Source organism: Silvimonas sp. JCM 19000 (assembly GCF_054652575.1).
The window spans coordinates 43,858-70,386 of record NZ_BAAIHC010000019.1 but is presented as its reverse complement, the minus strand read 5'-3'; the positions used below and the strand labels follow the sequence as shown (position 1 = coordinate 70,386).

The 26,529-nt window shown below is 60.7% G+C and carries 19 protein-coding genes; 8 read left to right on the top strand and 11 right to left on the bottom strand.

All coding sequences use genetic code 11. The annotated features are described in order from the left end of the window. Positions 1 to 12 precede the first annotated feature (12 nt). The 3 genes from ACYQ1A_RS15995 to ACYQ1A_RS15985 all read left to right on the top strand — a co-directional run bounded on the left by ACYQ1A_RS15995 (position 13) and on the right by ACYQ1A_RS15985 (position 1,918). Positions 13 to 867: a hypothetical protein gene (locus ACYQ1A_RS15995; RefSeq protein WP_499363545.1), complete on the top strand. Its 855-nt coding sequence runs from the start codon at positions 13 to 15 to the stop codon at positions 865 to 867. Positions 868 to 1,052: 185 nt separating this feature from the next. Further along, on the top strand, positions 1,053 to 1,277 hold the full coding sequence (locus ACYQ1A_RS15990; protein WP_499363543.1) for a hypothetical protein: 225 nt from the start codon (positions 1,053 to 1,055) through the stop codon (positions 1,275 to 1,277). Then, positions 1,274 to 1,918: a PEP-CTERM sorting domain-containing protein gene (locus ACYQ1A_RS15985; RefSeq protein ID WP_499363541.1), complete on the top strand. Its 645-nt coding sequence runs from the start codon at positions 1,274 to 1,276 to the stop codon at positions 1,916 to 1,918. The genes ACYQ1A_RS15990 and ACYQ1A_RS15985 overlap by 4 nt, the downstream gene beginning before the upstream one ends. A 94-nt stretch (positions 1,919 to 2,012) precedes the next feature. Here ACYQ1A_RS15985 and ACYQ1A_RS15980 read toward each other — a convergent pair whose 3' ends face one another. The 8 genes from ACYQ1A_RS15980 to ACYQ1A_RS15945 form a co-directional block, all read right to left on the bottom strand. Then, positions 2,013 to 2,603 (bottom strand): hypothetical protein, encoded by a 591-nt coding sequence (locus ACYQ1A_RS15980; protein WP_499363540.1) that lies wholly within the window; start codon positions 2,601 to 2,603, stop codon positions 2,013 to 2,015. A 604-nt stretch (positions 2,604 to 3,207) separates the two neighbouring features. Further along, positions 3,208 to 3,714 (bottom strand): Imm42 family immunity protein, encoded by a 507-nt coding sequence (locus ACYQ1A_RS15975; protein ID WP_499363539.1) that lies wholly within the window; start codon positions 3,712 to 3,714, stop codon positions 3,208 to 3,210. Between the two features lie 42 nt (positions 3,715 to 3,756). Then, the gene (locus tag ACYQ1A_RS15970) at positions 3,757 to 4,209 is read right to left on the bottom strand and encodes a DUF6911 family protein (RefSeq protein WP_499363537.1); all 453 of its coding nucleotides are present in this window, start codon (positions 4,207 to 4,209) and stop codon (positions 3,757 to 3,759) included. A 151-nt stretch (positions 4,210 to 4,360) separates the two neighbouring features. Continuing rightward, the gene (locus ACYQ1A_RS15965) at positions 4,361 to 4,744 is read right to left on the bottom strand and encodes a hypothetical protein (RefSeq protein ID WP_499363536.1); all 384 of its coding nucleotides are present in this window, start codon (positions 4,742 to 4,744) and stop codon (positions 4,361 to 4,363) included. 159 nt (positions 4,745 to 4,903) lie between these two features. Next, positions 4,904 to 5,056 carry an ESPR-type extended signal peptide-containing protein gene (locus ACYQ1A_RS15960; protein ID WP_499363535.1) on the bottom strand — a complete coding sequence of 51 codons (153 nt, stop codon included), beginning with the start codon at positions 5,054 to 5,056 and terminating at the stop codon, positions 4,904 to 4,906. A gap of 52 nt (positions 5,057 to 5,108) precedes the next feature. After that, positions 5,109 to 6,815: a ShlB/FhaC/HecB family hemolysin secretion/activation protein gene (locus ACYQ1A_RS15955; RefSeq protein WP_499363533.1), complete on the bottom strand. Its 1,707-nt coding sequence runs from the start codon at positions 6,813 to 6,815 to the stop codon at positions 5,109 to 5,111. 397 nt (positions 6,816 to 7,212) lie between these two features. Next, the gene (locus ACYQ1A_RS15950) at positions 7,213 to 10,251 is read right to left on the bottom strand and encodes a sensor histidine kinase (RefSeq protein WP_499363531.1); all 3,039 of its coding nucleotides are present in this window, start codon (positions 10,249 to 10,251) and stop codon (positions 7,213 to 7,215) included. Next, positions 10,248 to 11,438: a CHASE3 domain-containing protein gene (locus ACYQ1A_RS15945; protein ID WP_499363529.1), complete on the bottom strand. Its 1,191-nt coding sequence runs from the start codon at positions 11,436 to 11,438 to the stop codon at positions 10,248 to 10,250. Before ACYQ1A_RS15945 ends, ACYQ1A_RS15950 begins: the two co-directional genes overlap by 4 nt. 263 nt (positions 11,439 to 11,701) lie before the next feature. On the opposite strand from ACYQ1A_RS15945, the gene ACYQ1A_RS15940 reads away from it, so the two are divergent. The 5 genes from ACYQ1A_RS15940 (at position 11,702) to ACYQ1A_RS15920 (ending at position 20,626) form a co-directional block, all read left to right on the top strand. After that, the gene (locus tag ACYQ1A_RS15940; RefSeq protein ID WP_499363527.1) at positions 11,702 to 12,691 is read left to right on the top strand and encodes a GGDEF domain-containing protein; all 990 of its coding nucleotides are present in this window, start codon (positions 11,702 to 11,704) and stop codon (positions 12,689 to 12,691) included. A 70-nt stretch (positions 12,692 to 12,761) separates the two neighbouring features. Further along, entirely contained in the window at positions 12,762 to 13,592 is an 831-nt protein-coding gene (locus ACYQ1A_RS15935; protein ID WP_499363526.1) for a class I SAM-dependent methyltransferase, read from the top strand. A gap of 2 nt (positions 13,593 to 13,594) precedes the next feature. Then, positions 13,595 to 14,902 carry a phenylacetate--CoA ligase family protein gene (locus ACYQ1A_RS15930; RefSeq protein WP_499363524.1) on the top strand — a complete coding sequence of 436 codons (1,308 nt, stop codon included), beginning with the start codon at positions 13,595 to 13,597 and terminating at the stop codon, positions 14,900 to 14,902. 136 nt (positions 14,903 to 15,038) lie between these two features. Then, a complete protein-coding gene (locus ACYQ1A_RS15925) occupies positions 15,039 to 19,952 on the top strand; it encodes an autotransporter domain-containing protein (protein ID WP_499363522.1) in 4,914 nt (1,637 codons plus the stop codon). 407 nt (positions 19,953 to 20,359) lie between these two features. Further along, a complete protein-coding gene (locus ACYQ1A_RS15920; RefSeq protein WP_499363520.1) occupies positions 20,360 to 20,626 on the top strand; it encodes a hypothetical protein in 267 nt (88 codons plus the stop codon). A gap of 63 nt (positions 20,627 to 20,689) precedes the next feature. Here the strand turns inward: ACYQ1A_RS15920 and ACYQ1A_RS15915 are convergent, their stop codons facing one another. Genes ACYQ1A_RS15915 through ACYQ1A_RS15905 form a run of 3 tightly spaced genes read right to left on the bottom strand, consistent with a single transcriptional unit; the run spans position 20,690 to position 26,465 of the window. Then, positions 20,690 to 22,117, bottom strand: a complete 1,428-nt coding sequence (locus ACYQ1A_RS15915; RefSeq protein WP_499363518.1) for an efflux transporter outer membrane subunit — start codon at positions 22,115 to 22,117, stop codon at positions 20,690 to 20,692. After that, on the bottom strand, positions 22,104 to 25,256 hold the full coding sequence (locus tag ACYQ1A_RS15910) for an efflux RND transporter permease subunit (protein ID WP_499363516.1): 3,153 nt from the start codon (positions 25,254 to 25,256) through the stop codon (positions 22,104 to 22,106). The genes ACYQ1A_RS15915 and ACYQ1A_RS15910 overlap by 14 nt, the downstream gene beginning before the upstream one ends. A gap of 9 nt (positions 25,257 to 25,265) precedes the next feature. After that, on the bottom strand, positions 25,266 to 26,465 hold the full coding sequence (locus ACYQ1A_RS15905; protein WP_499363515.1) for an efflux RND transporter periplasmic adaptor subunit: 1,200 nt from the start codon (positions 26,463 to 26,465) through the stop codon (positions 25,266 to 25,268). Positions 26,466 to 26,529 lie beyond the last annotated feature (64 nt).

The following is a 26,529-nucleotide window of genomic DNA, read 5'->3' as shown; positions in this document are numbered from 1 at the left end:
ATGCGATCCCGGATGAAGTGCGCGCGCCGCTGGCTGTGTGTGCTGTTGAGTCTGTTAATGCTGGCCTGCCGCAGCGTGCCGGACCCGACCACGCGCTGCGCTTCGGCCCTGGCGCTGGCGCAGGCCCAAGGCTGGCGCGCACAGCATCTGCATGCCGGCGCGTTTGATCTGCTGACGCTGGGGCCGCTGCCGACCGCCGCCGCCAGCCCGAACGTGGCCGACAGCGCCAGCCTGACCATCTACCTTGAGGGCGACGGCCTGGCCTGGCTAGCGCCCGATGTGCCGTCCGATGATCCCACGCCGCTCAATCCCCTGGCTTTGCGCCTGGCCCTGGCCCAGCCGCAAGGTCGCGCGGTATGGCTGGCTCGGCCTTGCCAGTACGCGTCTGCCGCGTCTGCCGGGTGCCCGCGCCGCTATTGGACCGACGCACGCTATGCCCCCGAAGTGATCGCCGCAACCGACTTGGCCATCAGCCAGCTCAAGACCTTATATGCCGCGACGCAGATCGAACTGGTCGGCTATTCCGGCGGGGGCGCGGTTGCTGCATTGGTCGCGGCACGGCGGAATGACGTTACGCGCCTGGTCACCGTCGCCGCCAACCTGGATATCGCACGCTGGGCGCAATTGCTGGGCCTCAGCCCCTTGCACGACTCGCTCAACCCGGCGGACTTTGCCGCGCATCTGCAAACGACGCCGCAATGGCTCTACGTCGGCGCCGACGATGCCGTGGTACCGGCCGCGGTGGCCGAGTCCTACGCCGCGCGCTTTCCGGTCGGCCAGCGCCCGGTGATTAGCGTGCAAGCGGGCTTTGATCACGATTGCTGCTGGGTGCAGTCCTGGCCGCGTCTGTGGGCCGCCGCGCGTTAGACATCCGGCTCGTCAGGACTTGGCTCACTATAAATCTCTGCCTGCGACAAGCAATTTGTCCGTTTGTCTCCTGTCTATACATATATGCAATGAGTCAGCTTGAGTTCAGGTTTTGCGTGTTCGATAAAGCGGTCACAGCTAAAAAACAGGCCGCTCAATCCTGTCCAACACGGAGACCCAAAATCATGTTTTGCATACTCAAACCCGCACTAGCGGGTATGGCGCTGCGGGCCGCTGGCAGCGCCCATGCGCTGGTGCCTAGCGGTGCCGCGCCTTTAGGCACGTATGCCTATTCCTCGATCACCGACGGTCAATACCAGGATGTGTCGTGGCGCTCGCTGGGCAGCGTCGCCGCTTTCAACCGTACTTTGTCCCATCGTGCAAACATCCGCGCAGGAGCCGCCGCATGAAATTGCATCTGAAATTGACCGCCGCGGTGGCCGCATTGTCGCTAAGCCTGGCCGCGCACGCGCAACTGGTCACCTTTGATGACGTGACCAAACCGCTGAATGTCGCTGTGATCGCACATGGTTTTGAAATTGCCTATTTCGACCAGCTGGAGCCCGCTAGCGATTCTGGACCCTATGTCCTCCAACCAACGACGGGCGCGATTGCCGCACAAGCGCTCAGCCCCGGCTGGCCACAGAAATCGATCGAATTGCGCGGTCTTAATCCCTTTGTGCTCACGTCGGCGCACTTGGGGCCCTCGCTATTTGAAGGTTTCGCGCCGGTGGGCGGGGTCTTCGTCAAAGGGTTGCGCAATGGGGTGGTGGTGGCGCAATCAGTCTTTGCGCTGGATATCGGTGATCCTCTGAATCCCCAACCCCAATATCAATGGTTTACCCCGGCTGGCAGCGATGGCTTCGATCAGCCCATCGACACCTTGCAGTTTTTTGCTGACGGCGGCTCGCTGAACTCGTTCAACTTTTATCTGGACGGCCTGAATATCGCGCCAGTGCCTGAGCCCGAAACGTGGGCGCTGCTGGGCCTGGGGCTGGTCGGCTTGATGGCACGGCGTACGCGCGGGCACCAGGCTACCCGCGCCGCATAAAGTCGAGTGCGCATGGCGGAAATGCAAAGGCGACAAGCACTGGCTTGTCGCCTTTTTTACGCACAGCGTTGGCAGCCGCAACACCGCCAGTGGATTAATGCGCCGCGGCGGGCGCGCTGGCGTCGGTTTTGGTCAGCGACGCATAGTAATCGCTGACGTTGTCTTCAGCGCCACGCGCAATCCGGTTAAACGCCCGCAACCACGGCCAGAACTCCAGCCCGGTTCTGGCACGCAAACCCGGAAACACCTTGCCATCCCAACTGAGCAAACCCCAATCCGCGCCATGATTGCGCCGAAACACTTCGCCGATATAGCTGCCATATGCCTTGGCAAACGTCATCACCTGATCATCCGTCGGCTTTTGCGCCGCCTGTGCATACGAATCATGCAGCTTGCCCAAGGCCACTTCGACCTGGGCGATGCTGGCCTCCGAACCATCCAGCGTAATGTCGAACGACTTTTTGGCATGCTCCACCGCACTCTGCGCATACACCGTCGCCGCCTGCTGTACCTCGGGGTTGGCGTCGAAGGTGGACGGCTTGCTGGACTGCGGCGCAGTCGAAACGGTGGGCTGACTGCTCGGCGTGCTGGCGGACCTGGCAGCCGGGGCGGCCTGCGCGGGCAGGGTGGTTAGCAGTGTCGAAGTGCACAAAGCCAGGGTGAGGGAGAGCGGGCGAAGTTTCATGAAGGTAGACGGGCGCGGGGCGCTGAGGTTGGGGACGTTGGGCTTAGTGTAGGAGGGCGGGGAAAAGGTTGCTGGATACGGCTGGGTTGTGAGCGAATGATTCGCAAAGCGGGTGACCGCGGCAATCAAGGTGGACGTTTTGCCGGACTGATCGTGGACAATTTCGGCTCCCTTGGGATCATAAAAATTAGTTGTCGTCCGGAATTATAAAAATACCCTCAATTAATTGCTTGCTGAAAGATTCCAGCGATTGCTGATGATCGAATGGGGGGACTCGGCCCACTTCGTCATTGGTAAATAACAGAGTATTTTTTCCGAACCACGAAAAATACTCTTTTGATTCCATTTGAAAGAGTCTCAATTTCCGATCTGCACATGAAATTTCAGACATGTCGGAAATGAAGCTTACCACTGGCTTCCCGTTGAAAATGAGGTTGATTCTGAACAGGTGGTGAGCGCCTTGCGCGTGCTTAAAGTGAGCCGTGAATTGAATCATGGTCGTTGATCTTTACGAATGATAGGCGCTCTTTATCTGTCAGCTGTCCGGCATTCGATATCCTGCATGTTTTCTTTGTCTGACGGAAGGGCATTCATTTTCGGCGTCCTAAATTTCTTTGGACCAAAAACTCAGATAATCCTCAGATTTTATATAGATGCCAATTTCACTCGCGATCTTCGAAAAATATCCGCGTTCGAGCACTATTTCGCCAATTGAGAATCCAAATGTTCCACAGCCGTAGATAATCTTTTCAAAGTCACCGCTTTGAATAAGAAATATATCGCATTTTGCATCTTGCAAACTCTGGGTGCTTATTAAATACGTGTAATCGTTATCCAGATCGGATTCAAAAGGCGGATAGGTGATTTCGTACAGGGCATCGTAGATGTCCCGAGTTGGACGCAAAAATTGGTCTTGAGCTACATCCCTGTTGGTGTCGCCCATTTTCGATATGCCCACCAAGTCAATATGATATGTAATCACTTGCAGGTTCGACGGAAAAATATTTCCGCCGATCGAAAACAGAAAGATTCCGTTGCGAAAATCTTTATCACTCCACGGATCAACTTTTTCTGCGATAACCGCGAATTTGTATGGGTCGCCGAATATCATTTCGTCCTTGTTGTTCCCGGAAATGCAGGTCTGTTCAAAGCTTTATTGGGCCAGAGGATATATAGTGACCGCCTCTGTACGCGAATACTCGTCCGCAATGTCCAAAATTAAATTCAAATCTTTAGTGGCTGCTTGTCGAGGGTAACGGTCTCCCAAAATTACAATCGTCTCTCTGGGCGCAGCAGGACTGTCAACCGTTAGAACCTCGTACTCGCCGTCTTCATCTATTTCTCCTGCCATTAACAGGAAAAAACCGTTCTCTGCGTAGATTGTAAGCTCTTGAATCCCAATGTCCGGGACTGTTTTGGGGGTGAACCGTAGGACCCCCATCAGACTTTGAAGCTTTGAAAGCATGCTTTCGATCTGGCTCCGGTTGGGGTTTTCAATGATTTCAAATTGCTCACGTTCATTGTTCTGATTAATTGTAAATCCACCGGCTCTCATTTTTTCTTCCAATTTAATTTTAGGGTTTTCGTTCGCGGTATCTATTTTCATTTTGCATTGCTCCAGGTGTAAACCGGATTTGCTCGCACAACGAAACCGTTGGAGCCCACGCCTACGGATAGATATTTATCCACGCCCTTGTACGTTACTTCCTTAAAGGGGTGCAAGCCGGCGAAAATGTTTTCAATGTTAGTGATGCGAACTACGGTACACCCTCATCACTTAGATTCTGATCTTCGTAACAAGTAATGCCAAATGGTAACTCAAGTCTGGATAGTCTAAATAGTATTTCCGGAGATAGTTCGAAATTACATTGATTTTTGTATGCGACGGTTATGTGTATGATTTTCTTGTCTAATTCAACGTCAATCTCGTTTATATTTTCGATAAAATCAAGCACTCTTAGCAGATCTCCTGTGAGATGAAAGCTCGATTTTGGAAAGGGCTTGAATTTGTAACGCCCTCTACTGCCCAGCGCACCTTTTTTCCGGATATTTACATCATCCCCAGACTCAACTAAGTGCAATATATCTTCGGGGACGAACTTCTCACCCGAAATCATTAGCGTTGCGTACATATTAATCATATTTTTTCCCGAAGTTATCGAGTGGTAAGTCAGTGATTATTGACTTTCCTGTCTTAGGGTTTTTCAAGACGATATTCCCATCCTTTGTGTTACCTACGTCTGGATTGTTGGTGCCTGTTTTCTTCATTCCTGGCTTAAGCACCTCTTTAATGTCCTGCTTCACATTCTTATGAAAATCGTCGACCGTCGTGTTGGGGCCGCTGTGCCTGCCCCCCCAGCGCCGCTCCGGCTTTGGCCCACGCTGATTTCGGCCACGGGCATTAGCAGGCCACGGGGGCGATTAAAAACAAGACGATGCAGACGCTGATTCATTTTCTTTACCCTGGCCGCGCGGATCGGGATTTCCGCCAGCCACCACAAACATTCAAAAAGACCAGTTCAGGCTGAAGCCAGCCGTGGTCGTGGCGGTTTCAAAGCCGCGGGGTTGGCTGATGGGCTGGCCCGCAAAGACGTCGTAATTGATGCCGCCATAAGTGCCGCGCAGGCCGAGCACATAGCCAGCCAGGCGCTGGCCGATCAGCTGATGCGCGCTGCGGCCGCTGACCTGGCCGGTGTCGAGGCCGAGATAGAGTTCGTGGCCGCTGCTGGCCAAGGCCCAGCCGAGGTCGTTGCGCAACAGCCAGCCGCGTTCGGCGGACAGCGATTGCTCGCCGTCAAAGCCACGCACGCTGTAACGGCCGCCGATGGAGAAGCGGTCTTGCGGCACCAGCGGGGTACGGTTCCATTGCGCGCGCCAGGTGGCGCTGTAGCGCAGGCTTTGCTTGAGCAGGCGCAGCGGCAGGTTGAGTTGGGCGTCGGCATTCAGGATGATCGGGCGAGCGGTGCCTTCGCCAAACGCTTGCTCGGGCGCGTCGAGCGAGCCATGGGCGCCGGTGCCGCGTTTGTAGCTGCCATTCAGGTCGAGGCTGGCGCTGCCCAGCATTTGCCGATGGCTGAAGCCGGCGTCCCAGCCCGCCATCACGCGGCGTTGCACACCGATTTCGGTGTCGTCGATGTAGTTGCTGGAGCTGCGCGTCCAGGCGCGGCCGTACAGGCTGAATTTGCGAGTGGCATCGCGGTAGAGCAGGCGGCTGAGTTTGATCTCGTTGTTCAGGCTGCTGCCGCTGTAGATATAGGTCTGGCTGGCCCCGGCTACGGACTGGAAATAGTCGTAGCTGCTGCGGGTGGCCCCCAGCATCCAGTAGCCGTAGGGAATCTCGTAATGCACGGTGTAACCACGCGTGCCGCGGCCGCCCGATTCGACGCCCAGGTCGTGGTTGTAAGTGGCATAAAACAGGTCATTCAGCGTCCACCAGTCGTCATAAGAGACGGTGACGCTGCCCTGATATTTGCCGGTGCTTTTGCTGCCGGAGTCATCGGCGGACAGGTTGATGCGAAACGGAAAGCCCTGTTGCCAACTGATCACCAGATCGCTCAGGCCGGGCGGGGCATCGGGCGCTTCGGCCGGGCTGATCTGGATATCAGCCTCGACGGTGGGCACGCGTTTGAAATTCTCCAGCGCTTGTTCGATATCGCGCAGGTTAAGCAGATCGCCGGGCCGCGCGGGCATGGCGTTGAATTGCGTGGCGCGCGGGTTGCTGCCTTCAGCAAAGCGAATGGCGCGGATGCGGCCTGGAATCAAGGTCAACACCAGTTCGCCCGATTTGAGCTCTTGGGGGCCGGCCAGCACGCGGGTGGTGACATAGCCGCGCGCCACGATGGCGTTCTGGATGCGCGCGATGGCCACGGCGACGCCCTGGCTGCCGAGGCAGCGACCGTTCAGGTCTGCCACCGCGCGCAAAGCCCACTGGAATTGCTCGGCCGCAGCGCCGATCAGGCGTACCTGCTGGATGGCGAAGCAGGGCGTTTCGCTGGCTGGCCAGGCATCGGCGCTGGCTGCGCTGGCCGGGCGTGGCAGGTGGACGTCGGGCTGGGGTTCCAGCTGCTCGCGCAAAGCGCGCTCGCGTTCTTGCTGGCGGATCAGTTCGTCCGCGGCGCTGTCGGCGTGGGCGAGCGCGGCACTGCCCAGCAGCAGGGCGAACAGCGGTGGATAGCATGCCGGGCGCATCCGGCCGGAGAGTCTGCGCAACATGGCTGCGATCACTTTCGGGGTTCTGGAAAGGCCGCAAGCTAGTCGTGTTTGCCGGGGCGCGCCATGGCGGCCCGAAACCGGTAAAAATGCTGATTCTGATCGGCTGCCGCCAAGCCTGGTGGCCTTGCAAAGCGCTGTTGGCGACGCCAAAGATTCTCGTAATGGACTATAGCCGTGGCGCCAACGGCGATGCGCTCTGGGGGGACTGTTTTGCGGCTGATCTTACAAGCCAGCCTGCTTCGGCCGCAGCGCCGCGTGCAGTCCACGCCAGCATCAAGCCGCTCTTGCAAGCCAGCCCCGCATTGAGACTGCGCTTTTGATCAGATCAATGGTCCTGTTTGCGCCAACGTCGGCAAATATGGCGCGCGATATAGACCGGTTTACGCGCGCAGATCCATCAATGGCGCTGCCGCGCCAGCCAGGGCCATGCCCGGGGCAGATAAGCATGGCGGCGCGGCACGCTGACGGTGATGCGCGTACCGCGGCTGGAGGTGCTGTTGATCTGCAAGGAGCCACCAATCTTGTTGGCGCGCTCGCTCATGCCGGGAATGCCGAAATGGCGTTCTTTATGCCCGCGTTCCAGCACGGCTGGATCAAGCCCGTGGCCATCGTCACTGATGCTCAGCACAAACTCCTTGCGCTTGTATTCCATATGCAACTGGATATGCCGCGCCTGCGCATGGCGATAAGCGTTGAACAGCGCTTCACGCCCCAGCTGGAACAGATCGTCCACCACGCCCGGGGACAGCGCGCGGATATGGCCATGGCGGCGCGCTTCAAACGGCACCGTATGTTGCAACATCAGATCAGTGCCCACCTGGCGCAGCGCCTCAAACAGACCTTGCTGCAACTGGCTTTCGCCACGCAGATTCATCACCTGATCGCGGCCTTCCTCCAGCAAGGCTTCGGCGCTGGCCATGGCGTGATCCATTTGCGGATGCAAGGGATGGTCGGACGGCAAGGACATTTGCACGGTCTGAAAGCGCAAGGTGAGCGCGTACACCGCCTGCAAAAAGGTGTCATGCAGGGTGCGCGCGATGTCCTGGCGTTCTTGCAGCCGCATATTCATTTGTGCATAGACCTGGCGCGTCAGATAGCGCACTCGCCATTGGTACAGCGCCGCCAGCACGCCGATCAAGGCCAGCAACAGCAAGCCGCCAAACCAGCCGGTTTGATAAAAATGCGGCGCGATGCGGATGTGCAGTTCGGCCGGGTTGTCGGGCCAGTCGCTGCCCAGCGGCGCCGCTTGCAACTGAAAGCGATAATCGCCCGGCCGCAGATTGGTGTAATTGGCTTCGCGGCGCGGGCCGACGTCTTGCCAGGTGGTATCGACCTCATCCAGCTGATAGCGAAAGCGCACTTCTTCCGGGATGCGGCTGCCGAGCGCGGTATACGTAATCTGCAACTGGCGCGTGCCCGCGGGCAGCGTGATGGGCTGGTCGGCGGCCCAGCTCTGGCCGTTGACACTGACGCGCAAGAATTCGGCCTGCGCCGGGCTTAGCGGCGGCAGGCGGTTGGGGTCCAGTTGCAGCAAGCCAGCGGACGAAGAAAACCAGAGCAAGCCGTCGGCGCTGCGCACAGCGCTGGGTTGCGGCAGCGGCCCGGTGGCCTCACCGCGATAACCATCACGCGCGCCCAGCAGGGTGTAATGCAACGGCGTTTCGGGGTCAGCCAGCGCCGCTTGCCAACCCGCTGCGCATATCCGCACCACACCGCGTCGGCCATTCAGCCACACCGAGCCATCCGGCGTTTGCAGCATGCCGCTGACGCCACGTAACACGCTGGGGTCGTCGGTATGCAGTGCGCGAAAGCGGCTGCCTTGCAGCACTTGCACGCCTTTGTCGCCGGCGATCAGCAACTCGTGGCCCGGATGCACAAAGTTGACGTTGCCCAGATCGATCCCGTCGGCCGGGCCCCATTGCACCAGCTGGCCGTGGTCATAGCGAAACAGTCGGTTGTGGCCGTAGCCCAGCCAGACGCGTTGTTGCGCATCCAGCGCCATCGCCGCCGGTCCACCCCCATCGGGCAGACCGAGCACGCTGGCGCGCAGCCATTGCCCATGCGCCAGCCGCCACAGCCCGCCATATGAAAAACGCGCCCAGATGCCCACGCCGTCGTCCAGAATCAGCCGGGCGCGGCCGGCGCTGTAGGCCTGGCTGATCTCGGGTGGCATGGCCACGCTGCTGATGCCGCTGGCATCCAGCCGCTGTAATCGATCACGGCCGCCCACCAGCACCGCGCCATCGTGGCTGAGGCCCAGGCCGTGGAGCAGCGGTTCGGTGCCGGCAATTTGCTCGATGCCGCGGTCCACGCGCCACAAATGACCGGTCGGCGTTTGCAAACCGCTGGCCCAGACCTTGCCGTCGGGCTGGGCGGCGAGGGCGATATAGCTGGTGATATCCGGCAAGGGCACGCGTACCAGCGGATTGGGCCGATATCGGTCCAGCCCCAGCCGCGTCGCCACCCAGATATTGGAAAGCCGGTCTTCTAGCAACACCATGGCTTCGGCGCTTACCGGTGCTTGTTGCGCCTGAGCGCTGGCGGCCTGCAGCAGGCCAGCGTCAACGGACTGCCGCGCCTGCAAGCTGGCGGCGTCGTAGCGGCACACGCCCGGCGCGCACAGCGCGTGCCACAGATTGCCCTGATGGTCGAACAAACCAGCATCCGAATGATTCAGCGGCGGCCGCGCTGGCACCGGGCCGCTGGCCGGGGCAAAAGCGCCCGTCAGCACGCGACTGCCATCCGGGCCCCATAACCACATGCGGCCATCCGGCGCCTGCAGCACGCTGTGCTGGCCGCTGTGGGACGCCACCCGGCTAAAACGACGCGTGCCGTGGTTGTAGAGATAGACGTCCTGCGGCGTGGTGACCCATAGCCGACCCTGACGGTCGAAATTGATGTTCTCGGGTAGCGCGCTGCCAAAGCCGTCGGCTGCGTCAGCCTTGTGCCAATGCCCGTTGGCAAAATGCAGCAGGCCCTTGGAGCCCGCCACCCACAGGCTGTTATCGATATCGCCGCTGATGCCATGCGCGCAAGAACCCCCGCTATAGCCGGTTTGCGCGCTTTGATGGCTGAGATGGCCGTGATGCAACAAGGACAACGCCTGGCCTTGCTCGTAGCAGATCCACAAATCGCCATCCGGCAGCGCGCTGAGGCTCGCGATTTTTTCACTGAGCAGGGCCTCGCCCGGTGCGGGCTGGAAAGGCTGGGCCCGGATGCCGTCAAAGCGGTACAGCCCGGACATGCTGCCTATCCACAACCAACCCTGGTTGTCCTCCGCCAGCGACCAGATTTCGCCCGGCATGCCGTCTTCGGCTGTCCAGCTGTCATGGCGATAATCGCGCAGGGTGGGCGTGTAGGCGGCGTGGCCGGGCGCGGCGCACAGTGCCAGGAACAGCGCCAGCAGGGGCGCAAGCAGTCGCTGCCAGCCGCTCATTGTAAGGCCAGGCCAGGCGGTTCGCTGCCGCGTTCGCGTAACAGGCAGGATTCGATGGCGTGACCGACCGAATACTGGATCTGATCCAGCATGGCGGCTGCGGCGGCATCGGGTGGATCAATAAACGCCAGTTCCAGCACGCCGGTGGGGCCGCTGGTGCCGCGCAAAGGCAAAGCCACAATCGAGGCGGGGGTGTTTTCGCCCAGTTGCGCCGCCAGCGGCACGTATTCATGCATATCGTCGCTCAGCCAGCCTGGCCGGGCGGCACTGCGCGCGGCATAGCCGGTGGCATAACTGGAGGCGGGCACGTGGCCGGGCTGGGTGCCAAAGATGGCGACGCGGCGATAGCGCGCATGTTCGGTGGCGACGTACAAGGCCCCGGCCAGCGCACCGGTCCATTGCCCGACCAGCGCCAGCAGGGGCTGCGCCACGGCGGCAAAGTCGTGCGCTTCAGAAAACAGGTGCGAGATCCGGCTCTGCGCATCGGCAATCTGGTCTTGCAGATGCAGCGCGTCGGCCTGCGCTGCGCCCGATTGCCCGGCCTGGGCCTGGGCGCTGGCCAGGTAGCTGATCTGCTTGTGGCCACGCAGGGCAAATATCACCGCCAGCGCGGCAAAGCCCAGGGTCAGGCTGCCCAGCAGGCTGGCGATGGTGATGCCCATGCGCGAGTAATTGGCGGCGCGTTGTTCGCGTGCCCGATTGGCGATGCTGCCCAGTTCGGCCGCCATGCCGGTGACCGAGGGCGCGCCACCCCCGCGTTGCAGCGTGGGCACCACATCAAAGCCGTTGCGGCGCTGTTCCAGCAAGGGGTCCATCTCGCTGCGCCAGCGCATCCAGCCGTTGATGACGTCGTCGGCGCGCGCCACTTGTTGCGCATCGTCGCCCAACAGCTCCCGCAACACGCGCAGTTTGCTGGCCGTGCGCTCCACCTCCACCGTATCGGCCAGCGCCGGGCTGGTGCTGTTGATCAGGTAATCGCGTTCGATGTTGTCGAGGTGATACACGTGCACCGCAATATTGGTGGAAAGCCGCGCGACCTCGGTGGTCTGGCCGACCACCACCAGCGAAAAATACAAATAGCCCGCCACCGCCATGACGCAACACAAGGCGGCGCTGGCGACCAGCAGCGGCAGCACGATCAGATTGCGGAACGTGGTGTTAACGAAGGTATATGCGGGTTTGGTCATGGCAGACGCGTCGGGGGGCGAGCGTTTTTCTATATTCCGGTGGCATAAGTCTACCGTTGCCCTGGTCGGTCTGGTTGTGTGCGATGTAATTGTTTGTGCAGCGCATCCGCCAAAAGAAAGACAACCCGTAGCGCTCCTGGCTGCGTGGCCGTGTTTGCCGCTGCAATATGCTGTGGTCAAGGCTGGCCGGAGTATGCATACCGCTGGCCCAATCCGGCGGTGTGGGTGTTTGATGGGCCGGGCAGCAAAGAAGGAAACACGCGGTGCTGGATCGAATCCGTCGGCTGTGGGCCGGCTTGCGCGATGGTGAGCGCAGCAACGAAGAAATCATCCTGTTGAGCCTGTGCGCCATCAGCATTCCCAGCATTCTGCCGTTTGGCATAGTGCGGCTGCTGACGGCCAGTTATGCCGCCGCCGTGGTGGATCTGACCATTGTGGGCGGCATGCTGGCAGTCATGGCACATGTCTGGCGCACCGGCCGCACCCGCCTGGCCAGCATGGTGATCTCGGGCATCTATTCGGTCGGCATGATCGTGATTGTTTATCTGCATGGCATCAGCGTGGTGTACTGGGCTTATCCCACCATGGTGGCTTCGTTTTTTACACTGCCGCCCAAACGCGCGCTGCTGATCAATCTGACCTCGCTGGCCTGCATTCTGGCCGTGCTGTTCAACGGCACCCATGCCATCACACTGGCGACTTTTGGCGTGACCGTGGCGCTGATCAATCTGTTTTCCTACATCGTGTTTTACCGCACGCACTTGCAAGTCAAAGAGCTTAATCTGCGCGCCGAACGCGATTTTCTGACCGGCGCGGGCAACCGCCGCGCTTTGCAACGCACGCTGATGGAATGTGCCGGCAGCAATGCGGCGTGCAGCTTGCTGTTGCTGGACATCGATCATTTCAAGCGCATCAATGACCAGTTTGGGCATACGGTGGGCGATGCCGTGCTGGTGTCGGTCAGCGCGTTGATCCACGCGCGCATTCGCGCCAACGACCGGCTGTTTCGTTACGGCGGCGAAGAGTTCCTGATCGTCGCCAAGGGCACGCCAGCCAGTGCAGCCAGTTGCCTGGCGGAAGATTTGCGCCAGTTGGTCGAACAAGCGGCCATGATCCAGCAGCAAACCGTCACGGTCTCGATCGGCATTGCTACCTTGCGGGCCGGAGAGCCCATCAGCGCCTGGGTAGCCCGTGCCGACGAGCGTCTATACACCGCCAAGGCCGCAGGCCGTAACTGCATCGTTACCGGCTAGCCCGCTACGGGCTGGCGCGGCGCGCTGCCATGCCATATAAACAAAGCCCTAACTGCCCGGGCAGAGTGTTATGCATCGCGCCGTCCACTTCAGTCTTCCGTTACCGTCCCCGCATGACCATTGGCGTGAACACGCCGCGCAATGGCAACAGATTGCGGCGCCCTTGCGGCCAGGGCCGGAAGACATTGCATTGATGCGCACGGGCCTGGACGTCGATCCCGCGGCCAATCGCGGTTTGTTGCTCGGCATGACGCAAGAGTTGTGGGGTCTGGGCGATATGACGGGCGTCGACCGCGATCCGGCCATGGTGCAACGCCGCCGCGCCCAGGCCGGCAGCAATGGCCAGGAAGTGCAGGCCGACTGGCGCGATCTGCCGTTCTCGCCGGCGCGCTTTGATTTTGCCGTGGGCGATGGCGCTTTGAACAATGTTGATTACAGCGACGAATACCGGCTGGTGCTCAGCCAGCTGACCCGTGTGTTGCGGCCGCGGGGACGGGTGGCGTTGCGGGTGTTTGTGCGGCCCGAAGCCGCTGAAAGCATGCGCGATGTTTTTACCGCGGCGCGGGCGGGCGCAATCGGATCGTTTCATGCCTTCAAGTGGCGCCTGGCCATGGCGCTGTGCAGCGCGCAGGGCGATGCCAATATCGCCGTGGCTGACATCCATCATTATTTTGCTGAACATGCGCCCGACCGTGACGAACTGGCCGCGCGCGCTGGCTGGCCACGCCCGGTGCTCGATACTATCGATGTGTATGCGCAATCGACGCTGGTTTACAGCTTTCCCACACTGGCCGAAGTCCGCGCCTGCTATGACCAGGGCTGGCAGGAAATCAGCGTCGCACACGGTCAGTACGAACTGGCCGAGCGCTGTCCGGTGCTGGTTCTGCAAAAGCGGATCTAGCGATGGCGCTGGCTAAGGCGCTGGCAGCGCAAATGCAGACGCTGGCGCAATCCGAAGCATGGTCGGCCGAGGCTTTGCGCGCCTTGCAGTCCGCGCGCTTGCGTCTGCTGTTGCAACACGCTGCGGCGCATACCACCCAACTGCCACAACGTCTGCGCAGCGCCGGGCTGACCGTGGCCGATATCGACCGCGTCGACACGCTGCCCCATTTGCCGTTATTGCCGCGCCGCACCTTGCAGCAACAGGCCGCATCGTTGCTGGCCGATGTGTTGCCGCCCGAGCATGGCCCCACCGGCGTGGTCAAAACGTCGGGCTCGACCGGCGAACCGGTCAGCGTTACGCGCACCGCCATCAATCAGTTGATGTGGCTGGCGTTTACCCTGCGTGAGCATCTGTGGCAGGAGCGCGATTTTAGCGGGCGGCTGGCGGCGATCCGTGCCAACCTGGCCGGCACGGGCCCGGTCTGCACGCCCGATTGGGGCCAGCCGGTTAACTTGTTGTATCGCTCCGGGCCGGGCTTTGCCTTACCGATCAATACGCCGATCAACGCGCAAATGGCGTGGCTGAGCGCGGTCCAACCGCATTATCTGCTGACCTATCCCAACAATCTGGCGGCTTTGCTGGATGAGCCCGAGCGCGGCGCCTTCCGCGCGCTGCGCCAGGTACGCACGCTGGGCGAAACCTTGAGTCCGGCTTTGCGCCAACGCGTACAGGCTGAACTGGGCGTGAGCGTGGCCGATACCTATAGCTCGCAAGAACTGGGCGTGCTGGCCATCCAGTGCCCCTTGAGCGGGCTGTATCACGTGATGGATGAAGGCTACATCGTGGAAATCCTGCGCCCGGACAACACGCCGTGTGCCGTCGGTGAAACCGGCCGCGTGGTGGTGACCGATCTGCATAACTACGCCATGCCCTTGATACGTTACGACATCGGCGATTACGCCACGCCGGGGCCGCGCTGCGCTTGCGGTCGGGCCCATACCACTTTGAGTGCGATTGCCGGGCGCGAACGCAATTTATTACGCATCGGCAATCAACGTTATTGGCCGTTGGTAGGGTTTCATTCTTTTCGCGATATTGCGCCGATTATTCAGTACCAATTGCTGCAACACAGTGAGCAATTGATCGAGGTACGGCTGGTTTGCGCCACGCCTTTGAATAGCGCGCAACAACAAGCTTTAACCACGGTCATCCAGCAGGCTTTAGGCCATCCATTCCAGTTGCAATTCGTGCAATTTGATGATCGTTTGCCGCTGTCAAGTAATGGCAAATTTGAAGAATTTGTCTGTTTGATTTGTCAGCCAGACTAGCGGTAGCCAGCGGCTTGGCGAACTTGAAAATTGTCGCCAATACTCCGGTACACAGCCGTACATAAGAATAAACCGTTACTGCATCCGTTTGATCCTGGGCGTCGGAAATCCCTTGTTTTCTACGTAGAGAGAAGCCATGAGAACCCGCTCGTCCGCGTTTCGGCTGTCGCCGATCAATTCCGTTTTGTCCGCCGCTTTTGTCGGCCTGGTGTCCACCGCCGCCTACGGCGCACCATGCCCGGCCCCGGCTTCCAACGATCTGTCGCTGAACAACGTAACCACCGATGCCGGTTGCTCGGTGGCGCCCACGGATGTCACTTCGGTTGAAATCACCAATGGCAGCGTGGTGCAGGGAGATCTCAACAACGCGGGCGAAGTTTCCAGCGTGGGCCCCGATCTGGCGCTGATCGTCGATTCATCGCAGATTCAGGGCAGCGTGATCAATAACGGCAATATCACCGAGCGTAGCGGGTCTTCCAGCTCGGGTGGCGGGGCGCGCATTACCAATAGCCAGATTGGCGGCAATATCATCAATACCGGCAGCATCCACACCACGTTTCAGGCGATTAACATCAATGACGATCCGGCTGGCCTGCTGATCGACAATTCGTCCGTGACGGGTGATTTTTCCAATAGCGGCTCAATGACGCAGGCTAATAACGCCGACACGCTGCATATTGCCAACGGCAGCAGCATAGGCGCGTTGCGCAATGAAAGCGGTGGCGTGATCGATAACGCGTATATCGCCGTGCATGTGGATTCCAATTCCACCGTGCAGAGCGGCTTTTATAACAACGGATCGATACACGGGCAGGAAGCGGTTTATTTTGATAACGCGACCATCAGCAACGGCGGCTTGCTTAATGACATCAACGGCCAGATCAGCGGCGATTCGCACGGGTTTTATCTGCTGGGCAGCAATATCACCGGCGACGTAGTCAACCACGGCAGCATCGATGGCTCGGAAGGCGCCATCGTGTTGAACAACAACACGACCTTGCACGGCGGCATTAGCAATACCGGCACGCTGCATTCGGACTGGCCAGGCTCGGCGGCGGTGCAGGTGGATAGCTCCACCGTGGATGGCAATATCGCCAACTCGGGCACGATTACGGCGCTGGATGGCGCGGGCATTGCCGTTACCGGCCAGAGCACCACCGGGGTGATCAGCAATGCGGTTAACAGCAGCATCAACGGCAACGCCAACGGCATCTACCTGAACAACAGCACCACCGGCAATATCGATAACAGCGGCACGATTACCTCGGCCAATGGCGCGGGGGTGTATTTGCAAAACAACGGTAACGCCAACCAGATTCTTAACCGCACCGGCGGCAGCATCACCGGGGCGGATTACGGCATTGAACTGGCGCAAAGCCAGACGGGTTCCATCGAAAACAGCGGCACCATTTCCGGTGCCAATGCCGCCATTCTGTTAAGCGACAACTCCACCGTGGCGGGCGGCATCCTCAACAACGGCACGATCAACGGCACCGGGCGCGGCATCATGGTGGACACCTCCGCCACCGGCGCCATCGACAACCTGTCCGGCGGCACCATTGCGGTTACCGACTACGGCATTCTGGTGACCGGTACCGGCGCAACGGTGACCGGCAATATCAGCAACGAAGGCCATATCAGCGGCAGCAGCGGCATCTGGCTGGCCGACGGCGCCACCCAGACCGGCGATATCAACAATAGCGGCACCATCGCCATCACCCACACCGGCAATAACAACAACGGTTTCTCGGCCACCGCCATTGAAATCGGCGGCGTCAGCAATCAGGCCGTCACCCTGGACGGCAGTATCAACAACAGCGGCCAGATCACCTCGGATCAGGCCGGTATCTTTGCGGTGGGCGCGGCCACCATCACCGGTTCGATCACCAATAGCGGCAGCATCAACGCCGCCATTGCAGGCATGGGCGCCACCAGCAGCGTGGTGAACAGCGTGGCCAACACCGCCTTGATTCAGGGCGATGTGGTCAACACCAGCACCGGCACCATCCAGGGCACCGGCTACGGCATTGCGCTGGTGCAGGCGGGTGTGGATGGCAATGTGCTGAATCAGGGCACCATCAACGTCGGCCAGGGCGGCATGTGGCTGGCCGGGCATGTGGGCGGTACGGCGTCCAATAGCGGCAGCATTACGTCTACTAACGGCGTGGGCTTGCTGATCAGCAATAACGCGGTGCTGGACCAGAGCTTTAGCAATACCGGCTCCATTACCGGGGTAGAGGGCGCGGAGGTGGGGCCATCCACGCTCAATGGCGATCTGGTGAATAGCGGCAGCATTACCGGCACTGCGGTTGGGCTGGATATCAACGGTGCCACCATCAACGGCCACGTGATCAACAGCGGCACCATTACCGGGACGCAAGCATTGGTGATCGCCAGCAGCAACACGCCGCTGACGGTCGACAACACCGGCACGTTGGCGGGCGCGGTGGAGCTGGGTAATGCCACGCTTAACCTGAATGCCGGCGCGGTGACGGGGGCGATTACCGGTACCGGTTCCACCGTCAATATCAATACCGGCTACGCCGCGCAAAACACCATCAGCACCGGCACACTGAATGTCGCCAGCGGGCAATCGCTGACCACGGGCTTTGCTGTGACCGCCACCAATGGCGTCAACAACGATGGAAGCTTGAGCAGCAGCGCCTTGATCGATGCGGCCGTCACCAATGCCAGCGGCAGCGCGCTGAATCTGAATGGCGGTACTGCACGCGTGACCGGCGCCATCAATGGGGGGCTGGTCAATATCAACGGTAACTTCAGCACCGAAAACACCATCAGCGCCGACGACGTCACCGTGGCCAGCGGCGCCACGCTGACTCAAGCCAATGTGCTCACCACGCCGACCTTGCATAACAGCGGCACTGTGCTCAGTACGGCCTTGATTGATGGCGCGGTCGCGAATGCAGATGGAGCGAGCCTGAACCTCGGTACCGGCTCTCGCGTGACCGGCGCAGTAACGGGCAGCGGCGCCACGGTGAATGTGCTGAGCGATTTCAGCAGCGAAAACACCATCGCCGCCAACGCCGTCAATGTGAATAGCGGTGCAACCCTCACGCTCGCCAATGATCTGACCGCGCCCACCGTCAACAACAGCGGCAGCATCAGCAACTCGGCCGCCATCAATGGCGCCGTGGTAGGCGCCGATGGCAGCACGCTGACGCTGGAGGGCGCCAACAGCCGGGTGACTGGTGCCATTAGCGGTGCGGGTTCCAGCGTGGTGGTGAACGGCACTTTCTCGACTGACAACAGCATCAATGTCGGCACGCTCAGCGTGGGCGCGGATGGCGTATTCAATGTGGATGAAAGCGTGACCACCGCCAACGGCATCAGCAACGCCGGCACGCTGAACAACAGCGCCGTCCTCAGTAGCGCCGTGGCTTTGAATGGCGGCACGCTTAATCTGATTGGCAATAGCGCACGCGTGACCGGCGCGGTGACGGGCACGGCGGGATCGGTGATTAACGTCAATGGCAACTACACCACCGAAAACGCCTTTGGCGCCGACACGCTGAATATCGCCAACGGCGTCGTCTTTAATGCGCGGCATGCGCTGGGCGCGACTACCGCGCTCAACAACAACGGCACGCTGGATGTGCGCGCCGCCACCCCGATCAGCCTGACCGGCAACTATGTGCAAAGCGCCAGCGGCATTTACAGCATGGAGGCGCAATCCAATAGCCAGTACGGCCGGCTTAATGTGAGCGGCACCGCCAGCTTGCCCGCCAATGCCAATATCTTTGTCGATGTGACTTCGGGTGCCAGCCTTACCAACGGCGTCTTGCCCGGCGTGATTACTTCAAGCGGGCTGACGGCATCCACCTTTAACGTGACCGACAATAGCGTGCTGTTCGACTTTACCGGTGTCATCAACGGCAACAACGTCGATCTGGATGTGAAACGGGGCTTGTCGGTGACGCAAGTGGCCCAGAACGCCAGCAACAGTCCCGCGATCGGCGCGGCCGGTGCGCTGGACGCCATCATCGCGCAAGGCGCAACCGGTGATATGGCGCATGTGATCAATCAGTTGGGCGGGCTCACCAGCCAGGATCAGGTCAACAAAGCCGTCACGCAAATGCTGCCGCTGGTGGCGGGCGGCACCACCTCAGCCACGGCCATGACGCTTAACCTGACCGACCGCGTGGTGCAGGCGCGCATCGAAAGCCAACGCGGTTTGTCGGCGGGCGATGGCTATGTGACTGAGCGCGAAATGTGGGTCAAGCCGTTTGGCTCATGGGCGGATCAGAAGGGCGATTATGACGTGGCGGGTTATAACGCCGACAGCGCCGGTTTGATCATCGGCGTGGATGGCGGCCTGAGCGACAAAGACCGCGCGGGCGTGGCGTTTACCTATGCCCACACACACGTCAGCGGTGACAGCACCGATGCGCCGCAATCTGCCAGCATCAACAACTATCAGTTGATGGGCTACGGCAGCCACAGCATCAAACCGGGCACGGATCTGAGCTGGCAAGTGGATTACGGTCGCAACCATACCAGCGGTAATCGCGGCATTTATTTTGGCGATATCAACCGCACCGCCGACAGCAGTTACGACGGTTGGAACGCCCACGTCGGCGCCGGGATAGGCCAGAACATGCCGCTCAACGCCAAGACCAATATCACCCCCTCGGTGCGACTGGATTACCGCACCGTGCACAACGAGGGCTACACCGAAACCGGGGCCGATGCGCTGAACCTGCATGTGGATGACCAGAGCACCAACGAGCTGCTGCTGTCCACCGACGCCAAGCTGTATCAAACCATCAATGATGAATTGTCATGGACCGCCAACTTTGGCGTGGGTTATGACTTGCTATCGAAGCAGGCCCAGGTAACGTCGACCTTTGTCGGCGGCGGCCCGGCCTTTGTGACCTATGGCCTGAATCCGTCGCCATGGCTGTTCCGCGGCGGCGCAGGCCTGGTGCTGCACAAGAGCAACGGGCTCGAAGTAACGGCACGTTATGACGGCGAAGGGCATAAGGACTTCTACAACCAGACGGTATCGCTGAAGTTGCGCAAAGACTTTTAAGCGCAGGGCAGGGCGCTTGCTGCGCCCGGCACTCAAGGCAGCAAACGGCCCCCGCGGCTCCGGATGATTGGAGCGCGGGGGCTGTGTTTTTGTGGCGTGTTGCGGCGCAGCTGGCTGCGCGGACGCTGGCTGCCGACTCCTTGCAGGCCACTTTGGCCGGTGGGTCCAGACCCACCCTATGAGAGCGCGGAGATAGGGTGGGTCTAGACCCACCAGACTAAGTCCTGGGCCCGAACGCATCGGTATCGTCGGCGCAAGCGATCAAGCGGGGTTTCGCAAAAAAAGCGGATGCCCGGATCGCGTAATGCATGTGCCGTCGTGAGGCCAAAAGTTGCCGTCAGAATCTTCCGAACGCGCACGCTTTTGCCCAGTCCGATGGCTTCTTGCACGCATCAAGGAAGCAGTCCATGGATATCCACCACTACGCCAGCGTCTGGGACGCGATCGAAGCTACGCCTGGACACGCTGAGGAGATGAAGCAACGCGCCCATCTGATGATGCTGTTGAAGGCTCATATCAAAAACAGTGGCCAGCCAGTTACACAAATTGCAGTCCAATTGGGGTTGTCGACGGAGGCGGCAACCGCGTTGTGGCGGGGCAAGATCAATGCATTTGATGCCGCCGCGTTACTGCATCTGGCCAGGAAGGCGGGCGTGGCGAGCTTGCCGGCTTGATCAGCACGAAAAAAAAAGCCGCTGAGTCCCGTCAGCGGCTTTTGCACTGCAGCGACTTGATGATCAGCGGCTAGCCACCACATCCCCCTGCGCATCGGCCCCGCCGCCGAACACCTTGTACAGCGTGACGCGGTTAGTGGCTTCGCTCAGTTGCAGCGTAATCAGGTCTTGCTGTGCGCTGTATAGCGCGCGTTGCGCCGTCAGCGTTAGCAGATAGCTGTCCACGCCGTTCTGGTAGCGCGCTTGCGCCAGGTTGTAGGTGCGGGTCTGGGCGGTGATCAGGGCGGTTTGTGCCGCCAGGCGTTCGTTCAGCCGGGCCCGCACGGCCAGCGCGTTAGAGGTTTCGCTAAACGCGGTCTGGATGGCTTTTTCGTATTGCGCCACCGCGATGTTCTTGCTGATCTCGGCGCTATCGAGCGAGGCTTTGAGCGATCCCGCATTAAAAATCGGCACAGTAATGCTGGGGATAAATGACCAGGTGCGGGTGCCCGCGCTAAACAGCGTGGACAGCGCATCGCTGCCCACCCCGGCGGCCCCGGTCAGGCTAATGCTCGGAAAGAACGCTGCGCGCGCCGCGCCAATGTCGGCGTTGGCGGCTTGCAGGGTGTGTTCGGCCGAGAGCACATCGGGCCGCTGCAATAACAGGCTCGATGGCGCATTAGCGTTGACGGGGGCCAGCGCAATGGCGGTGTTGCTGTCGTTGGCAGACGGCAGCAATGCCGCAGGGACGGCGGTACCCACCACCAGATCAAGCGCGTTGCGCGCTTCGTCCAGTTGCGTGGCGTAATTGGCGACGTCGGCGCGCGCGCTTTCGACGGTGGATTGCACGGCAGACAAATCGGTGCCCGAGGCCGAACCGGCGGCGTGCATCTGTTCGGTCAGCGTCAGCGTCTGGCGTTGGCTGGCCAGCGTTTGCTGTGCCAGCGCCACTTGCTGCTGGTAGGCCGCCACGGTCAACCAGTCGCCCGCCACTTCCGCCAGCAGACTCATGCGCGTGCTGCGTTGGGTTTCCGCGGTGGCCAGCCAGGTTTGCCGGGCCTCGTCGCTCAGGCTGCGGATGCGGCCAAACAGATCAAGCTCCCACGCGCTGAAGCCCACAGTGGCCGAGGCGCTACGGCTGACCGTATTGCCATTGCCGCTGGTGGTCTGGCTGGCGCCCGCAGTCACCGCCGGGAACAGATCGGCTTGATCGATGCGGTAGCTGGCGCGTGCTTTTTCGATATTGAGTACGGCCACGCGCAGGTCGCGGTTGTTTTGCAGCGCCAGCGCAATCACCTGGCGCAAGCGCTCATCCACAAACACGCTGCGCCAGTCCAGGCTGGTCAGCGCCGCTGTGGCCGTGGCCGGGGCGCTGGCATCGGCGCCGGCAAATTGCGCCGGTACCGGCGCAGCAGGCTGTTGATATTGCGGCGCCATGCTGGCGCAACCGGCCAGGATGCTGGCGCTGAGCGCGCTCAGCAGCAAGCGGGAAGTGAGTTTATTCAGCGTCATGATGTTCATCCGTATGCGCGATCTGCGTCTGTTTCTTTTTGCCCGGCGCGAGCGTGCGCACGATCAGGTAGAACAGGGGAATAAAAAAGATGCCCAGTGCGGTCGAGGCCAGCGTGCCGCCGAATACGCCCGTACCCAGCGAATGGCGCCCGCCCGAGCCCGCGCCGCTGCTGATCACCAGCGGCAGCACGCCCAACAAGAAGGCCAGCGATGTCATCAGAATCGGGCGCAGCCGTTGCCGAGCGGCTTCGAGCACCGCGTTGAACACCGTGGCGCCTTTGTGCTCCAGTTCGCGGGCAAATTCGACGATCAGAATGCCGTTCTTGGCCGCCAGACCCACCGTGGCCAGCAAGCCAACCTGGAAGTACACGTCGTTGTTCAGCCCGCGCGTGGCGGTGAACACCAGCGCCCCGACGATGCCGATCGGCACGGCCAGCATCACCGAGAACGGAATCGACCAGCTCTCATACAGCGCGGCCAGGCACAGGAAAACAAACAGCAAGGACACGGCATACAGCAGCGGCGCTTGCGCGCCAGCGGCTTGTTCTTCGTACGACAGGCCCGACCACGAATAGCCAAAGCCCGCCGGCAACTGGCCAACCAGTTTGACCATCTCGGCCATGGCCGTACCCGAGCTCACGCCATCGGCCGGTTGACCGCTGATTTCCATCGACGCCGTACCGTTAAAGCGCGCCAGGGTGGCCGGGGCATAGCTCCAGCCGCTGCTGGCAAAGGCCGAGAACGGCACCATGGCGTTATCGCTATTGCGCACGGCCCATTGGTTGATGTCTTGCGGCAACATGCGCGCGCTGGCCACGCCCTGGACATAGACCTTTTTGACGCGGCCTTTATCGATGAAGTCGTTGACGTAGGTGCCGCCAAACGCGGTGGCCAGCGTGCTGTTGATATCGCTTTGCGTCAGGCTGAGCGCGCCGGCCTTGGCGTCGTCAATCTTCACATCAAAGGTGGGCGCGTCTTCCAGTGCGGAATAGCGCACCGAACTCAGCAGCGGGTCTTTGGCGGCCAGATCCAGCAGTTGTTTGCGTGCGGCCACCAGGGCTTCGTGCCCGGCGCCACCAAAATCCTGCAGTTCCAGGGTAAAGCCGCTGGCCTGGCCCAGGCCGGGGATGCCGGACGGGGCAAAGGCAAACACTTGTGCGTCGGCAAAGCGTTTCATCATGGCCCCGGTAATCCGGTTGCCGATGCTGGCCGCGTCGGCCTTGCGGTCTTTCCAGTTTTTGAGCTGGATAAACGCCATGCCCGCGTTCTGCCCCATGCTGCCAAGGCTGAAACCGCTGATGGCCATCACCGTATTTACTTCGGGCTGTGCCCGTACAAAGTCCGACACCTGGTTGACCACGAGCTGGGTCTTTTCTTTGGTGGTGCCCGGCGGCAGTTTGATCGACACCATCAAGGTGCCCTGGTCTTCATCGGGCAAGAACGAGGTAGGCAGATGCCAGAACAGCAGGCCCATGCCGACGATCAGCGCCAGATAGATCCCCACGCCGATACGACGGTGGCCCAGCACGCGTTGCACGCCGTGCTGATAGCGATTGGCGCTGCGATCAAAGCGATCGTTAAACCAGGCAAAGAAGCGTCCGAGCGGACCGCGGCGGGTGGTGTGGCCGCCTTTTTCCACGGGCGTGAGCAAGCTGGCACACAGCGCGGGCGTCAACGTCATCGCCACCAGCACCGACAGCAACATGGCCGAGGCGATGGTCACCGAAAACTGGCGATAGATCACGCCGGTGGAGCCGCCAAAGAAGGCCATCGGCAAGAACACGGCGGTGAGCACCAGCGCAATGCCCACCAGCGCGCCGGTAATCTGCGCCATCGATTTGCGTGTGGCGTCGCGCGGCGACAGACCTTCTTCGCTCATCACGCGCTCGACGTTTTCCACCACCACAATGGCGTCATCCACCAGCAAACCAATCGCCAGCACCATGCCGAACATGGTCAGTGTATTGATCGAGTAACCCAGCGCTGCCAGCACGCCAAACGTGCCCATCAGCACCACCGGCACCGCAATCGCCGGGATCAGGGTGACGCGCCAGTTCTGCAAGAACAGATACATGATCGCAATCACCAGGACCACGGCTTCGAGCAGGGTCTTGACCACTTCTTCAATCGAGATTTTTACAAACGGCGTGGTGCTGGAGGCGATCTTGTAGCTGACGCCGGCCGGGAAATACGGCTTCAGTTCGTTCAGCCGCGCTTCCACCGCTTTGGACACCGCCATGGCATTGGCGCCACTGGCCAGTTCGATCCCAATACCGGCGGCGGGCATGCCATTGAACAAACTGGTGATGGTGTAATCCTCACCGCCCAGCTCGATGCTGGCCACATCCGACAAATGCACCACGGCGCCGTTAGTACCGGATTTGACGACGATCTGTTTGAACTGATCCACCGTCTTGAGGCGGCTGCGCGAGGTGATCGTGGCATTGAGCGCCTGGCCCTTGCTGGCGGGCAATGCGCCGAGCTGGCCTGACGACACATCCGCGTTTTGCGCAGTGATGGCGGCGGTGATATCCGACGGCATCAGCGAATAGGTGCGCAGCTTGTCCGGCGCCAGCCAGATGCGCATCGAATATTGCGAGCCCATGACCTGCACTTTGCCAACGCCGTTAACGCGGCTGATCGGGTCTTGCAGCGTTGAATTCATAAAGTCGGCGATATCGGTGCCGCTCATGCTGCCGTCGTCAGAGGTAAACGCCAGCACTTCAAAAAAGCTGCCTGCCGATGATTTGCTCACGGTCAGACCGGTGCTTTGCACGATCTGCGGCAACATTGCTTCGGCTTGCTGCAGCTTGTTTTCCACCTGCATCTGCGCCACGTCGGGATTGGTGCCGGCCTTGAAGGTCAGTTGCACGCTGGCGCTGCCGGCCGAGGTGCTCGACGACGACATATACATCAGGTTATCCAGCCCGGACATCTGCTGTTCAATCACCTGCGTGACTGAGTTTTCGACGGTCTGGGCCGAAGCGCCGGTGTAGGTGGCGCGGATCGATACCGTGGGCGGTGCGATATTGGGGTATTGCTCGACCGCCAGCTGGCTGATCGAAAGCGCACCCGCCAGCGTGATCACGATGGCAATCACCCAGGCAAAAATCGGACGATCAATAAAAAAACGAGACATGGCGCCGCCTTAGCTTTGCTGGCCGGCAGTTGCCGACGCGTTAGTGGCTTGCGCCGGGGCCGACGCGGCGTGGCCGCTGGCTGCGGGATGGGTGCCCACCACCTGGCCGGTGTGGGTTTTGCTGCCGCCTTCCACCACCAGTTGCTCGCCCGCCTTCAGGCCCGCGCTAATCACCCATTGGTCATTAACGGCATCGCCGGTCTGCACCACGCGGTCGGCAATCTTGCCGTCAGCGCCTACCAGCTTGACCGTGGCCTCGCCCTTGGTATTGCGGCTGACCGCGTCTTGCGGCACCAGAATGGCGGCGTTGTTGATCGCCATCGGCAGCACCGCATGCACATACATGCCGGGCAGCAACAACTTGTCCGGATTGGGCACCAGCGCGCGCAGCGTGACATTGCCGGTGCTGGTATCGACGGCGGTGCCGACGAATTCCAGCGTGCCTTTTTGCGCGTAAAGGCTGCCGTCCTCCAGCTGGATCTGCACCGGAATCTTGCCGTGCAAAGACGCCAGCGCGCCGCTGGCCAGTTGTTTACGCAACGCCAGCAATTCGCTGCTGGACTGCGTCACGTCGACATAGATGGGATCGAGTTGCTGGATGGTGGTTAACGCCGTGGTCTGGCTGGCGGTGACCAGTGCGCCCGGGGTATAGGTCGAGGCGCTGATGCGGCCGGAAATCGGCGCGGTGATGCGGGTGTAATCCAGATTGATCTTTGCCGTCTGCAGGGCTGCTTGTGCCGCCACCACGGCGGCCTGGTTCTGGCGCAGCGTGGCGTTGGCATCATCCAGATCCTGCTGGCTGACGGCGTCCAGCTTGACCAGATTGGCGTAGCGTTCAGCCTTCGGTTTGGCCGACAGCACGGCCGCCTGCGCCTGTTGCAGCGTGCCATTGGCATTGTCATAGGCAGCTTGCGCGGTGGCCGGGTCGATCTGATACAACACCTGGCCCGCCTTCACATCCTGGCCTTCGGTGAACAGGCGCTTCTGGATAATGCCGCTGACTTGCGGCCGCACATCCGAAGTCATATAGGCCACGGTGCGACCGGGCAGCGACTGGTTCATCGCCAGTTGTTGCGCTTGTACGGCGATTACGCCGACCTGGGCCTGGCGTGGTTGCGGGGCTTGTTGATCATTGCAGGCGGCCAGCGCCAGCAGGGCCGGGATGGCCAGCAATCGAACAGGAGCAAGAGACTGAGCTGAGAAAAGCATGCGCGGGATCCGCCGGTTGTATAAGAATCAGCGCATACGCTAAGCACACAATGTGGAGTGAATA

Bases quoted from the DNA above. Each gene is read 5' to 3' on its own strand.
- ACYQ1A_RS15950 (WP_499363531.1), bottom strand. From the start codon at position 10,251: ATGAGCGGCTGGCAGCGACTGCTTGCGCCCCTGCTGGCGCTGTTCCTG.
- ACYQ1A_RS15965 (WP_499363536.1), bottom strand. From the start codon at position 4,744: ATGATTAATATGTACGCAACGCTAATGATTTCGGGTGAGAAGTTCGTC.
- ACYQ1A_RS15905 (WP_499363515.1), bottom strand. From the start codon at position 26,465: ATGCTTTTCTCAGCTCAGTCTCTTGCTCCTGTTCGATTGCTGGCCATC.
- ACYQ1A_RS15980 (WP_499363540.1), bottom strand. From the start codon at position 2,603: ATGAAACTTCGCCCGCTCTCCCTCACCCTGGCTTTGTGCACTTCGACA.
- ACYQ1A_RS15960 (WP_499363535.1), bottom strand. From the start codon at position 5,056: ATGAATCAGCGTCTGCATCGTCTTGTTTTTAATCGCCCCCGTGGCCTG.
- ACYQ1A_RS15945 (WP_499363529.1), bottom strand. From the start codon at position 11,438: ATGACCAAACCCGCATATACCTTCGTTAACACCACGTTCCGCAATCTG.
- ACYQ1A_RS15910 (WP_499363516.1), bottom strand. From the start codon at position 25,256: ATGTCTCGTTTTTTTATTGATCGTCCGATTTTTGCCTGGGTGATTGCC.
- ACYQ1A_RS15985 (WP_499363541.1), top strand. From the start codon at position 1,274: ATGAAATTGCATCTGAAATTGACCGCCGCGGTGGCCGCATTGTCGCTA.
- ACYQ1A_RS15935 (WP_499363526.1), top strand. From the start codon at position 12,762: ATGCATCGCGCCGTCCACTTCAGTCTTCCGTTACCGTCCCCGCATGAC.
- ACYQ1A_RS15955 (WP_499363533.1), bottom strand. From the start codon at position 6,815: ATGTTGCGCAGACTCTCCGGCCGGATGCGCCCGGCATGCTATCCACCG.
- ACYQ1A_RS15930 (WP_499363524.1), top strand. From the start codon at position 13,595: ATGGCGCTGGCTAAGGCGCTGGCAGCGCAAATGCAGACGCTGGCGCAA.
- ACYQ1A_RS15920 (WP_499363520.1), top strand. From the start codon at position 20,360: ATGGATATCCACCACTACGCCAGCGTCTGGGACGCGATCGAAGCTACG.
- ACYQ1A_RS15975 (WP_499363539.1), bottom strand. From the start codon at position 3,714: ATGATATTCGGCGACCCATACAAATTCGCGGTTATCGCAGAAAAAGTT.
- ACYQ1A_RS15915 (WP_499363518.1), bottom strand. From the start codon at position 22,117: ATGACGCTGAATAAACTCACTTCCCGCTTGCTGCTGAGCGCGCTCAGC.
- ACYQ1A_RS15995 (WP_499363545.1), top strand. From the start codon at position 13: ATGAAGTGCGCGCGCCGCTGGCTGTGTGTGCTGTTGAGTCTGTTAATG.
- ACYQ1A_RS15925 (WP_499363522.1), top strand. From the start codon at position 15,039: ATGAGAACCCGCTCGTCCGCGTTTCGGCTGTCGCCGATCAATTCCGTT.
- ACYQ1A_RS15990 (WP_499363543.1), top strand. From the start codon at position 1,053: ATGTTTTGCATACTCAAACCCGCACTAGCGGGTATGGCGCTGCGGGCC.
- ACYQ1A_RS15970 (WP_499363537.1), bottom strand. From the start codon at position 4,209: ATGAAAATAGATACCGCGAACGAAAACCCTAAAATTAAATTGGAAGAA.